Origin of the sequence: Pseudarthrobacter sp. AB1 (assembly GCF_014926485.1) — a bacterium.
Taxonomy (GTDB): domain Bacteria; phylum Actinomycetota; class Actinomycetes; order Actinomycetales; family Micrococcaceae; genus Arthrobacter.
The window spans coordinates 23,098-36,418 of the sequence record NZ_PZKO01000061.1 but is presented as its reverse complement, the minus strand read 5'-3'; the positions used below and the strand labels follow the sequence as shown (position 1 = coordinate 36,418).

Genomic DNA, 13,321 nt, shown 5'->3' with positions numbered 1-13,321 from the left:
GGTTCGATCAGGACGCCGCGAACCTGTTCTTCCAGCTCGTCTCGAGCCGCTACGAACACGCGTCCATGATTCTGACGTCCAACCTCCCGTTCGCCCGCTGGGGCGACGTCTTCGGAGACCTGACCATCGCCTCGGCCATGATCGACCGGATCGTCCACCACGCCGACGTCATCAGCCTCAAAGGCAACAGCTACCGCCTCAAAAAACACCAACCTGCCGCCAGTACGGCACAATAGAACAACAACCCGTGGCCCCGTTTTCAATTGGCACTATTGGCCCTATTTTCGGTTGGCGTTAACATGATGGTGCGGAATCGCTAACCGACGCGGACTTGGCTATGTGCCCTGACGTTGTGGACTACTGATTGTCCAAGTAGAGAGACTCTAATCACTGCTCGAATTCTCGCGTCTGGGCGTGTCAGCGCGTGCGTCCGTTAGAAACCTGGATGCTCTCCTCTGAAACCAAGACAAAAACTGCTTCCAGCGCCCCGGCCGGGAAGTTTCATCCACTCGCACGTACATGACTGAAATGCTTTCGAGCTCTTCATTTCGGAAAAGGAGACGTTGGATATCCGGATCGCACGACCAAACGGTGCCTTCGTCGCTACCGCGCGAAATAGGAGCAGCCAACGTAATTTCCCGCCCAGCGACTTCGAGATCTGCCGTGAAGTGAATAACCTGCCCCGCCCACCAAAACCCAGATTTAGTTTTCACGCGAACGTAGGCGCGCGAGCCAGGGGGCGGCTCGAAACGAAATACTTGAGTCCACTGCGAGTGGTGGGGGGTGAGACTCCTACCTTTGACCAGATCGAGGACAAGGTTAATAGCGATAGCCACCACAACGCTGCTAGCGACGTAGCCGACGACAGCCAAGAAGGATACTTCCGCATGATCGCGATAATACGCACCGTCTCCAGTGAGTAGTTTGCTCAACACTGGCGGTTGGCCGCTCATCGTAATCCAGGCGACATAGCCGAAAGCTGCGCCTGGGACGCCAAGTGCCACGGAAGCCAGCACAACCCGACTGGCCTCCCGAAAAGCAGACTCATCCACTTCCACCCTGCGCCGACGCCCCAGGAGGTCAAATACCAGCCCGGGGACGACGAACAGTGCAAAAAGGACCAACGACGTCCAAGATGACAGCGTCAATTCCTTGCGGAGTCCTTGGGGGAATCCGAGTTGCCGCTGTTCGCCACAGCGAGCAGCGACTGCGAGGATACCGCGGGCGTGGACACGAATAGGGAGTCAAACGATTTCCGAGACTCCGAGAATTCTACTCGGGTCCCCCCAATAGAGCTTTCACGAGGGGCACTTTTATTTTCAGTCACTATGCGTTTCGCCTCTTTCCAAGATAATTCCATAGCTCTAATTGACGATGATCGTGGTGAATCTGTGGGAGCGACATTCAGGAGGGGCTACTAACAGCGAGGATAAATTTGAACGGGCGAGGAAACGCAGGCGGAGTCCACCAGAAGCGGCATTACTACTTGTAGATGGACAAGCTACTTGGTACCGAGGCCCATTCCGTTCCCCGCGTAGTGCGGGGCACCAGCAGCCCATGGAAGTCCCCCTCATGGACAAGCTAAATGGTCCTTTATGTCCCATGCCATACATGAAGCCCCTTCATCAAGCCTCATGTCACCGTTCAGTAGCTCCACCTCAAATGGACCGAAGTCGCTCTATATGGCGGCGCTGTTCTTTGTCGTCCTGTTTGACGTGAACACTGACGAGGACTCGGTTGCCGTCCGGCTTGTAGTAAAGGCGGCCCATATCCTCGCTGCCAGCGATCCCGGTAGCAAGCTTGGAAACTTCTCGCCATCCACGCATGCCTTCAAGATCTTTCCCCACGAACTCCCCCATATCAATCTGCACGAGTGCCCGGAGCACCGAAGCGGGTGCGTCGATGTTAGCCAATACCTCGACACTGTCGAGGACGAAGGAAAGCCGCGCAAACGCTGTATCCAGGAACCCTGGAACGCCGCGACGAGGCGCGATATGAACGGCAGCAGCTCGACGGCGCTCTCGTTCCTGTCCGCCGAGTTCTTCGAGCCTGTCCTGAAGGCCGGCCAATGTGGCCTCCAAAGTCGAAATTCTTGAATCGCTTCGCTCTGCTTCATCGCGAAAGCTTGCGAGACTGTTGTGGAGGTCGGAGTTTTCAGCCAGAGCGAACTCGAGAAATTCTTCGGTCTCAGACTGCTTCGCTAAGAAAGCCTTTGTCTCGGCTGTGTGCCCCGGGGCTCGCCCCAACTCGACAATCTGAACGTGTAGCGACTTCTGATGCTCCAGCGCCCGATCCAGATCCCCAGCCAGATTGGACTCGCGGCCGGTCGCTGCCTCCAGCCTCTGACGGAGGAGTGCAGCTTCGCCCTCTGACGCATTGAGACTGGCTCTGAGGTCGGCCGTCAGTTCCAGCAGTTGCTCGACCTGAGCTGCGAGGTCCTCAATACGCGTGACTGCCGGGGTCGTCGCAATATCGATAGCCAGGACGGCCGCTGTGGGCGAGAATACTGTCGAGACTCGGGACACAACATCGTCATGGCTTCCCTGCACGCGGAGACGGGCGAACCAGTCATAGAACTTGCCGTCACTCGCCGCTCGGTGGCTGACATCCCATCGCTGTACGGAGACGCCTCCAGCTTCCAACGCATCGACGACGGTGGTTGCAAATCGCTCCGAGGCGTTAAAGACGAGGTAGTGTCCAAAGCGATTAGTCTCGATGTCCCACTCACCGCGAAACCCTGTAAACTCCCGCTGCGCTGTCGGGTCATCGATTTTGGGCGCATATGGGACAGCAGCGCCGGCGAAAAGGAACCGGTTACAGTCCTCGACCTCCCATGAGGCTCCGGAAATATTGACCACATTGTCGGCGAACACCGGGTAAACCGCACCCGCATACACGATGCCGGCGTACCCGTCCGGGGTCAGCCGAACGGGCCGTCGAACGGATTCGTCGACAACGGAAACACCATCTAAAACGCGTACCAGGATCTGCTGTGACGCCATTCTCAGGCCACCGAGGCGCACCTACAAGCGGGATCGCCCCACTGACGCTTACACACTGCACATGGCATGTAGTAGAGATGTTCAATAAGCTGCTCGGCTGTGGCTTGGTCTGAGTCCCTGGAAAAGGCCGAAGGTGTGTGATGATACAACACATCCCCAGGGACCAGCCGCCTGTCCTCCTTGTCCGCAACGTTGGCACGAGCCACGAGACCGATACCTTCATTTGGCACCCAGGCGTCCATGTCTGCAACATCGACCGGTCCGAGGTCATTGCTTCCAGGGAGCCCGATACCAAACTCCAAATCGAAGTAAGACGCGCCAGCCTGGTCGCCGCGCTGCTTGGACATGGCGCTGACAGACAAAATAAGGTCGTCATCAACCTCGACTTCAAGTTCGAGGCGCTCGACTAAGGGTGGCGCGGTCTTGTCCACATTAATAGTCACGATGCCAAGCGACGTTCGAGGATCACTTGCTTGAGGTTGTTCGGCAAGCTCAGAGGGCGCCACGATGGAGAACTTCGCTACACCGTCAGTCGGGTCCGTGCAGTACAGGTGGAATCGTTCCCGGCGCACCTCGCCATCAAGTGGCATCGCGGTTCCGGCTCGCAGGAGTGGAAGCCTCGACCCACGTGCCATTTCCAACTCAATCTGCTTTGCTAGTACCAGCCGCTGCGAGTCGTGCGCGATCCACGCCGCTCCTTGGGAAACAAGCGTTGCACTGTTCCTTGGGACGAGGACCCGCTCCGGCCCGAACAGTTCGTGCAACCGGCTGCGGATGCTGGGCATTGCAGCCATACCGCCCGCGACCAGGCAAAGCGACACCTGGGCAGGAGCCATGCCGACACTTTCTAACAGCGACTCAATTTCCCGAATGCCAGAGGTCACAAGTGGCCGGGTGATCCCATCCAGTTCCTGCCGGGTCAGTGAATATTCAAGTGTAGTGCCGGAGACGGGGAAGTAGCTCGGCCTGTAGAACGTGACGCTGGCTCGTTCTGAAAGCTCGATCTTGTTCCGTTCGGCGTCTTGTAACAGACGTAGTCGTGCGTCTCGAGTCGGCTGGTCCGATGCGGAGATACCCTGCCTAACGGAGAACTTAGCGACCACCTCGTCGCGGATGACTTCATCAAACTTGTCGCCGCCCACATTGGCAGTCCCACCGTTGCGGAGTTGAAGGATGCGACCGGGTTCGATTCGGCACAGTGTGAGGTCGAGTGTTCCGCCACCCCAGTCGACAACAAGTACATTCCGTCGCATGAGTCCCCGGATCTCACTTTCAGGGTCCGAGGCACCGCGCAGGTGGCCGTACAGCGCGGCGAGCGGTTCGTGAACGAACTGAGCCACGGACATTCCTTCCCGGGCGAACGCCTCACGGAGGGCCGCGCGTCTCGGACCGTTCATATTCACAGGGATAGTGACTACTGCGCGATCTAACTCTCCCAATACTTGACGTTGGCGGCTCTGGCGTGACTCCGTCCGAACATGTCGAATCACGTCGGCAACGATGTCGACGGGGCTGCGGTCAACACCACCGACGCTGACAGCCTCCTGCCCTAAGAGGAACTTCGGCGAACGCACGGTGTTCCCGTAGACCCCAAGCCCGACTTCCTCTAACGCATGGCGCGCTTCCCGGCCAACGATAACGTCCTCGCCCTCGTAACGGACAACGGAAGGGTGCGGGCGGCCCTCCTCATCAAAGACGTCGATAACGCGATCACCGACCACCACTGACACCAAACTGTTGGTGGTTCCGAAGTCAAAACCTACAGTCACTGCTTCCCTCCATCAAGATCCTTAAGGCGCGTGACCTCACCGGTAATTACGCTCAAAGCCCGGTCAACGAACTCCTCCGCCACACCTGTGCTTCCATTTCGTAGCGCGTGAAGTCCGTCGCTGAGAAGCTCGACTTGGGTTGTCAGTCGCCGGATAACCTGCGTTCGGAGAGCCTCGTAGTCATCGACATGGTGGCTCTTATCTACTACACGGCTGCTTTGCTCTACGGAGAGCTGCTGGGTCAGATGAGTGACGTCTGCCGCCAATTCAGCCATGCGTTTTCTCGCATCCTCCAGCTCAGCCGATTGCTTCTTACTGAAAGCGTCGGCCTCTATGGCATAGAGTTCTTGCATCCGAATCCGAGCAAGTGCGTTGTCTGTCTCTCGCTTGGACTCACGGAGACGAACCTCAAAGTGCCGCGACAGCTGGCTGAACGCGTCGCTATTTCTGGCTGCGACAAGGATTGCAGCTGCCTTGGAAGCGCTCGGCACAGGATCCGCGTCCCAGACCAGCGCAGTCATATCCTCAATAAACTGATCTGCTGTCCTGTGTCCATGTAGAACGTGGAAAAGCTCAACTGCCGTGACGGCGTTCCATCGCAGCCGCTCCCGCGTCGCTTCACTGAAGTCGGACGGCTTTTTAAATCCGAGTGCATCGAACGTGAGTGCCTTAACCGCCTCATTCACTTCATGGGCAGTAGGAAAGTCTTGGGCCTGCGGCTCAAGCAGCCGTTCCATTCGCCTCTTAAAGAGCCTGTGGCTCCCGAAAGCCACCAAAACCAGGTCCAGGATGTGATGACGGACACGCGGCTCCGTTCCAAGCTCCGCCACGGCGGTTAATAAACTGAGAGGCACCGCAAGGAACGGATCGCCAGCGGCCAATCGCTGAACGGTGTCAATCTCAGTTTGCTTAGCGTTGGGTTGCAGGGAAAGCTCCTGCAAGTCTCGGCGCACAAGGTTCAGTTTGCGACCCTCTTCAGCGTACGCGAACTCAATTAAGCCAAGGACAGTCTTGGGCCGCTCCTTTTTCTTGCTGCTGCCCTGGGTACGCGTCTGCGCCCCGGTCTTCTCGCCACCGCCCAGGGTACGCGACTGCGCCCCGGTCTTCTCGCCACCGCCCAGGGTACGCGACTGCGCCCCGGTCTTCTCGCCACCGCCCAGACTCCGCGACTGCGCCCCGGTCTTCTCGCCACCGCCCAGACTCCGCGACTGCGCCCCGGTCTTCTCGCCACCGCCCAGACTCCGCGACTGCGCCCCGGTCTTCTCGCCACCGCCCTGGGTACGCGACTGCGCCCCGGTAGCCATGGAGTCCTGGTTCGCGGTCGCGCCAGGGGCCTCCTCGGGCAGAACCCCTTCGGATGCGGTGTTTGTAGTCACTATTTTGAAACTCCTTGAAATTGAACTCGTTCTCGAAAGCCTGCGTACCAGCCCTCGGTGAGACGACTGTGGCGAAGGTGTTCTGCATGCTGCTTGGCTGAGGGGATGTCCCCTGCAGCAAATGCATGCTCTGCAGCGATTAAGTGCAACTTGAAAGCGTCGTTTGGTCGCTGTGCACCTATATTGGCCGCCAGGTCAGCAATATCGCCTACTGCTGTGCCGTCAAGCGGCAATGCGCTCCACCCCAGGACTTGTTCGATCACTGAATCGCTGAGCGCCATGTCCAAACTTGAATGCGACGACTGTGACAGATCGCCGGGCAACCAAATTTCCCCTTTTACAAGCGCCTGAAAGCGGAGCGAAACTTCGGCGACGCGTTGACTCTTAGTCTTGGTCATGGCGCGTTCAAACTGGTTGTAGTGGAAGGCAACTATGCCGCAAATAGCCTCAGCTGGCGGACGATCGAAAGTTCCCAAGATTCCCACAGCTTGGTCGTATTTGCCCTGATAACCACCGCCATCGTGTGATTCGTCGCGGACTCCTAATTCGGTGACACCTTCACGAGCCAAGACACCGAATAAATAGTTCGCAAGGCCGGAAAGATACCTGACAGATGTCGGGTATCGTTTCGAGCGCATAATGAAGTCGTCGATAGCGCGTACACTCAACTCGCCTCCGTCGATCAACCGTGCCAAGGCAGCATCCACGCCATTGAGATCGTCCTCATCAGCGAGGGTGAACTCGAATTGGAAGGACTGAACCACATCTCGGTTCGTTAGCGTCACATCGACAACGCCGCTCCGCGTCGACGACAAAACCCTGGCAGCGCTGGCAACGGATGTACGAGCGCCGTTTAGGGTGATCGTTTCAGCGCTGCGAATCGCCCAATCTTCAGCCACAGTCTCACCGGTGATGGTCAGGCGGCTCCTGCCACATTCCCGTCCCTTCAACACCAAAACGGGCCGCTGTATGCGATGTCCCTCAAAGGTGTGCACCCGCAGGTCAGGTTCGGTGTAGAACTCCACACCACATGTCAGGCAGGGAAACAGGTCCGGCAACACATTAACGAGGTGGCCCGTTCCTTCTCCTGTCGGCTCATGAAACTCCATGTATCCGGTATGCCAAAAACCCATGCCTCCCCCTACCTGTCGCCGACCGCGACCGCGATGGATCCGGTTGGCAGTTTCTTAGGCATGGCGGGCACAAGACTGCAGCCGATAGCATTTATCGAATCAACGAGACCCGAGGTGCACCATGGCACACGGCGTCCTTGCTCGGCAACGGACCCACCCACGCTTTTCCCTTCCGACGAACCCCAACGTCGACCAGCCATGACTGGGCAAGCCGTTTTTATATTCCGCGATCATATCGCTGTTGTGAACCACACAACCGACGCCACGCTTCGAGTGCCTGCTGGTGAGCAGAGCGTCATCCCTAGCTGCCGTTGCTGTCTCTCCGTGTATTTAGGTTCCAGGTTCGGCGCCTTTTACGAGGTCTCCGTTTCACGACGATGGATACCTGTGATTCCCCGTCCTGATTCGCATGCTCCGCTCTCCGCAGGCCACACACGGCAGGTGCTGCGGTGGCCGGCACAAGACCGGTCGCGTCCGGGTAGTTCGAAATTCGGAGAGTTGGCCGTAGGCACCGCAGGCAGTCCTGCAGCACCGGTAGGCTCGGCGTATGCCACGCGCAATCTCCAACGACGGTACTGGACGTTTCTTGGTCACGACAGCTACGGGGAGCCAGTACGTCGTCAATCTCGACAACCGAACTGTCGCACGGAAGATGGCGGCGACTGCGCCGTTAGTGGATTTCCTAGATACCGGGTTCTCGCAGCTTCGCCGCGACGAAGAAATACTGGAACTGCTGATGCTTGAGTCCTGTGAGGTCGGGGATTCTGCGCTCTTCTGGATACAGGTGCGTGATGATCACATCCCAACGTTCCGGACGACATCCCCTGTAGTCAATATTGAACCGCTCGACTAATATCTGCCGCTGCATGCGCCCGGGAAATGGCGCTGAACCTGAGCCGCCTTCTAGCAGCGCAACTTGATATTCGCTCTACGAACACTTCGGTTCGTCCGGGATACCGTGGTCGTGCTTTACCCCGAGGTTCGTCTGGCCAGCAAGATCAGAGAAATCGGAGCCATGCTGATGAACTTCAGAGCGTTCCAGGCACACCCAATACGAGCAGATGAAGCCACCCCGGCGCCCCCTCGGTCGATGAGATTCTTTGTAGGGGTCGAGGGTGAGTCAATGGTGGACTTGGCCATCCTGCTCGGGTGTCGTCCTAGGCTGGCGCGTCTTCCTCGTGTCGCAACTCAAGGGTGAGTTGATCGGCAGCGGCGAACTCCCGTACTCGGAGTTGAACGGTCCGCTTGCGTATGACGTCTTCCGACTTTGATGAGGCAAGTGTCCCGAAGGGGTCTTGAACGGCTCTCACGAAGGGTGGGGCGTTTTCGAGATCCGCGCGAAGATTGCCGACGAGGTAGAGCCAGAAGTGACTTCTTAGTTCGCCCCCGGCCGTCTTCCACTCGTTCCAACTCATGGCTTGAACTTGCGCGTCGACTCCGGACGACTTCAATTCAATCATTCGATCGATTGAACCACCCTTGATGGTCAGGACGTCGAAGCCGGGGTAGAGCTCGCTGATGCCCTGCTCAGCGAGCTGGCCAAAAACTTCCTCGACCACGGTGGACTGTTCGATAGCAGCTACGATCATCTCCGGCGAGCTGACGTCGACGATGAGCACGTCCGCATTCTCAGAGGGTGTCTCTCCGGGGAGTACGACGGTCTTCTGCCCGACGAATCGTCGCTCCTCAAATGCGAAGGTTATACGCATGCCAAGTCGGTCAAGTTCATTCAGGTCGGTGCCGGCGGCTGCCCTGGTCGCGCCTGAAGAACCACCCTCTTGGTCGCCATGTCCGTCACCTGCGGCTCCGGGTTGACCGTTGCTTCCTGTGGTCTCGTGTTTGGGACCTGATCCCTCAATGCGGATGACTTCTCCGTCTATCAGAAGGTCCTCATAGCGGTGCAGCGGGATACGCGGGGCGGCACGGGTCGCAGCGGGAGGGGTTCGGTCTGCGTGCCCGATGGCCGCTTCTGTTGACTCGCCGTCTGTCGTGTCGAACTCGTTGCCTTCTGTGCGGTTGGCCAGCTGATCGACCTGATGAGCGTCACCTCCGAGATCGGCAAGGTCTTGCTGAACCTCCTCCAGCTTCTCCGCGGCGCCGGCCAGATCGAGTAGTTGCTGTCGCTGCGCGGGGTTCGCGTTGATGAACGATAAGAAGGTCTCGACAGTGTTGACCTCCAAGGTCTCTGCCAGCGCCATAGCCAGGGTATGAGCGTCCTCCGCTATCGGAGGCCACGCAGGGCCGGACCACACGGCGAAACCGTGGAATCCCGAGTCTTCCGAGCGCCGCACGTAGTAGGTCCGCTGCGGAATCTGACCGAGGGTCTCCCCGCGGAATGAACAGCTCAGACTGAGCGACTCCACGGGTTCCAACTTCTCAGCGAAGTCAGTCAGGGCCCGTCGGTCGGCCCTACTCCGGTCAGCTCGATCGGCACTTAGGCGAGCGAGCAGCGGGGGGACCAGGTCTCGGAGTCCCTGGCGCAAACTGTCAAGGGCGGGTGCTTCAAGAGCAGCCTCGCCCGGCATCACCGACCACTCCAACGCGCTCTCCAGGAACGGGGTTCCGAAGAGCTCGCGAAGCGGACGAAGCGCTCCCGGCTCGGCCTCCAGAACGAACAACGGCACCTTGTCCTGCACACCGCTGCGTTCTCGGCTGCCGGACACCGACGCATACACGACGTCTCGGGCGGCGAGGAACTCGTACCCGGCCGCCGTGCGCGCAGCAAGCGGGGTGCCAGCCAGCGGCACCCCGTTGTTCACCGTGCTGCCGACCAGGAGTTCGAACATCTGGCGGTAGATCGGCCGCAGTTCCGAGCGCAGTGCCTGGTCGGTGATGCCCGACGGGTAGATCTGCGAGATGCGTACGCAGAGTTCGTGTGCATCTTCGACATTGAACGCGGCCGGAGTCAGCTCGCCGCGGACTTGCAGTTCGTCGAGGCAAGCGCGGAGTGTCGAGGACGGCACCCCAATCGGTTGTTTGAGGACAGGAAGGTACGCGTCTGCGTCCCGCCCACTGCGGCCCAGACGACGAACGAGCTCATCGGATCGACGCCAAGTTTGGTTTGGACGCCGCGGACCATGGCTCGTGGGGCAAATCGCGTGGTGACGAAGTCGGTAGAGCCATAGATCTGGGCCCGCAATGATGAGTTCTTGCGACGTTGCTCGCGGTGGAGCCGTTCGCTGCGACGGCGATTTTCCGGCTCCGACGAATGCCAACTCGGCCTGGGTGTGGCGAGCATAGGTGTTCCAATTGCGGACGACGTGGTCGAGCAGCTTCTCGGCCACGTCGTTATCCCTGCGCAGGGCGACTTCGGCGATCTGGTCGAGCCGATCAAGGTTGTGAACCTTGTAGAGGTAGTGATCCGTCGGCTCCCACCGTGGATCAGACGAGAACGCCCCGACGAGATCCGCTTGGTATTCGGACCAGACCTTGTCCAGACCCGAGAACGCCCAACCACCAGGGAGACCGAGACCCTTCGTGTTTGTCCACCCGGTCCCGGTATCGTCCACGTCGTGAAAATGGACCAGTCTCAAGCCACGGCTGACTCCGAGCCAAGCGAAGAAGTTGCGCCACCGATCATCGACGGTGGTCTCAAGTGCTTCGTCGGTGTCGTCATCCAGGTCGACTTCTCCCTCGTCGGGATCACCAGCCGCTGGACTCGCGTCGTCTTCGACGTTGACCCCGATGGTGGAAGAGAATTCGGCGAACACCTCGGGCGACGCAAGGAATCTGACCTGCAGGACCTCGCCCGCAGCGGCCATTGCTTCAACGATCGCCTCGACCGAGTCATCGCCAACCCAGTCGCTTCCGAAGTAAACCTGATGGGCCGGCGCCCAGGTCAACTCCCCGGTGGCATCGGCTCGACACGGAACGTCAAGGCGGCTGAGATTGAAGAACGCGCGATCCGAACCAAGCCGACCCATGGGGAGGGGCTGGTCGGGTTTGGTGGTTTTTCCGGCCAACCGACAGATCGTGGCGAGTGCTTCGATGGTGCGGTTTGACTCCCGCAACTCGGCATCGGCCGCGGCCGTGCGCGTGAGTCCTGGGAGGACCGCGGCGCGCATAACCTCCTCGAAACGGAACTCCTTGACGTCGAAGAGCGCATCCCACGCCTTCATCTGGCGCTCCAGGACCGACCTCTGTTCGGCCCTGCCGAGGGTGCCCCAACAGACCGCATGTGCGAGGAACTGCAACTTGCGAAGGGGAAGTTCCTCTGCGGAAGAGCGCGGCGGGTAAAACGCATTTTCATCTCCCAGGGCTATCCGCCTAACGGTGCCGTCGTCGTTCTCGCCGACCGGGAAGACGGGTTCCAGCCGGGCGCTGTCCTCCAAGGCACGGCGATCCGCCGCATCAGATCGTTCCCAGAGGAGCGCACAGAGATCAAGCACCGGGTCAACCCGAAAACGAGAGTCTGGGCCTGGTCTTAAAGCCGCTTTCCCTGTATCGAGGTTGTACGCAAGGGCGCGTAGAGAGTCAATCGGGCTGAGTGCTACGGCCCCATAGGCCGCACTCACCGTGGCAAGCGCACCTTCACAGAACTCCGGATCAGGGAATTGTCTGCCGCTCAGTACGCAGTCCGCCTTGAGCAGCTCAGCGAAGGTGGACCCCTCCTTGTCGAGAACGGGCGATGGAAGAACCACCTCAATGAGGGCAAGCTTATTCGGCCCTGATGGCAAGAAGCGGGCACCCGTCATTGCGCTAGCAATGGCGTCGGCGAGGAGTCCGCCGGCGGACTCGGAATCGCTTTCCTCCCGATCCAAAACTCGCAGGACGTAGCGTGGGCCACCCTCGGCCAGTAGGTGAGGCATGAGCGTCTGCACGAATGTCTCGGCTGCGCGGCGTACGAGATACCCGTTGTAGTTCAACGGGGTGCGCGCAACTTGAATGTGCTGGCGAGAAAGGTCGGTCGTGAAGGCCCCGTTGACCAGTAGCGAGCAGGACGAAGGTTCTTGCGTAGGCAGGAAGACGTGAAACCGGCGGTCCTCCGTCTTGACGCGAGGGTCGTCGGCATCCCGGACTGCGACTGACACCTCGGTGACGTCCACGCCCTCCCAGGCGGGCCCGGTCAAGCCATCGCGGTTGTCGCCGATCCGCACGTTGCCGTCGTGAGCAACCCAGTAGCGGTCACCCTCACCTTCACGGTTGACCAAGTCGACCCTGAAGAGGCCCGACTCCGTCAGGCCGCCACAACGCTCGACGCCAGAGGAGGTCACTCGGTGCCTCTCCAAGAGCCACTGACGGTCTGACTTCTCGCTGGAGGTCGCAACCTCGATGACCACTTCTTCAAGGTGCTTGAGGAAGAGCACGCTGGTCATCGGAAGGGTCAATAATTGATGCGCGAGTGCTGCCCTCTGGTCGGAGCTGACGCCTTCGTGGAACGGGAATCGAAACGCGCTGTGATAGCCGGCCGCTCGGAGTTGGTCCCAAGTCTTGTGCACCTCGGCGAGCGCCCACGGGAACCGCATCGCCGGCACCCCGCGGACCTTGCCGCGGTCAAACTCCTTCCAGAGCAGAGACACCTGCGCTTCCGCCTGCTCCCGTCCCAGTCGGAAACTCACCGTCTCGGAGTAGGCCTCGGGGCTATCAGTGATTTCGAGGACCGATTTGAAGCCCAACCCCTTATGACCGATGCTGGCACGCCTAGGGCCGTCTGACTGGGCCTTGGAACTGGCTCCCAAGCCGCACAGTCCCCGAACATCGGCGTCGGTGAAGGGGCGCCCCGTGTTGGCAACCCACAGCTCCGTGTCGGTGAGTCGAAACAACACCCTGTCCTCGGTCGTCGCAACGCCAACCAGTGCGTCATCCGCATTCTGAAGGAGCTCGTACACGAGACGTCCGCGATAGTCATGGGCGACTTGCGACTCCTGGCTGACGTCCTCCTGGAGCCTGCCCTGTGACTCTCGGTACACGGCAAGGTTCTCGCGGCAAATGCGCTCCAGGATGTCATCGAGCGGGGTCGTCGTCGCAGTCATGTTTGCTATTCCACCACACGGGTCCGGCAAAGGGTGGCTGGGACCGTGCGGGGATCTGCGATTCGGCAC

The 13,321-nt window shown here is 59.6% G+C and carries 8 protein-coding genes; 2 read left to right on the top strand and 6 right to left on the bottom strand.

Features of this window, described 5'->3' with window-relative positions; translation table 11 throughout:
• A partial coding sequence (locus tag DAD99_RS17465; RefSeq protein WP_193342525.1) for an ATP-binding protein occupies positions 1–236 on the top strand: 236 nt, incomplete at its 5' end.
• 147 nt (positions 237–383) lie between these two features.
• Here the strand turns inward: DAD99_RS17465 and DAD99_RS17460 are convergent.
• From DAD99_RS17460 to DAD99_RS17440, 5 genes are all read right to left on the bottom strand, one after another.
• Positions 384–1,148: a DUF6338 family protein gene (locus DAD99_RS17460; RefSeq protein WP_193342524.1), complete on the bottom strand. Its 765-nt coding sequence runs from the start codon at positions 1,146–1,148 to the stop codon at positions 384–386.
• Between the two features lie 510 nt (positions 1,149–1,658).
• On the bottom strand, positions 1,659–3,002 hold the full coding sequence (locus DAD99_RS17455) for a hypothetical protein (RefSeq protein ID WP_193342523.1): 1,344 nt from the start codon (positions 3,000–3,002) through the stop codon (positions 1,659–1,661).
• A gap of 2 nt (positions 3,003–3,004) precedes the next feature.
• Positions 3,005–4,771 carry an Hsp70 family protein gene (locus tag DAD99_RS17450; RefSeq protein ID WP_193342522.1) on the bottom strand — a complete coding sequence of 589 codons (1,767 nt, stop codon included), beginning with the start codon at positions 4,769–4,771 and terminating at the stop codon, positions 3,005–3,007.
• Positions 4,768–6,147, bottom strand: a complete 1,380-nt coding sequence (locus tag DAD99_RS17445; RefSeq protein ID WP_193342521.1) for a hypothetical protein — start codon at positions 6,145–6,147, stop codon at positions 4,768–4,770. The genes DAD99_RS17450 and DAD99_RS17445 overlap by 4 nt, the downstream gene beginning before the upstream one ends.
• The gene (locus DAD99_RS17440) at positions 6,147–7,256 is read right to left on the bottom strand and encodes a hypothetical protein (protein WP_193342520.1); all 1,110 of its coding nucleotides are present in this window, start codon (positions 7,254–7,256) and stop codon (positions 6,147–6,149) included. Before DAD99_RS17440 ends, DAD99_RS17445 begins: the two co-directional genes overlap by 1 nt.
• A gap of 571 nt (positions 7,257–7,827) precedes the next feature.
• Between DAD99_RS17440 and DAD99_RS17435 the strand changes: the two genes are divergently transcribed.
• Entirely contained in the window at positions 7,828–8,133 is a 306-nt protein-coding gene (locus DAD99_RS17435) for a hypothetical protein (protein WP_193342519.1), read from the top strand.
• A 304-nt stretch (positions 8,134–8,437) separates the two neighbouring features.
• On the opposite strand, the gene DAD99_RS17430 is transcribed toward DAD99_RS17435, so the two are convergent.
• The gene (locus tag DAD99_RS17430) at positions 8,438–13,252 is read right to left on the bottom strand and encodes a sacsin N-terminal ATP-binding-like domain-containing protein (protein WP_193342518.1); all 4,815 of its coding nucleotides are present in this window, start codon (positions 13,250–13,252) and stop codon (positions 8,438–8,440) included.
• Positions 13,253–13,321: the final 69 nt, after the last annotated feature.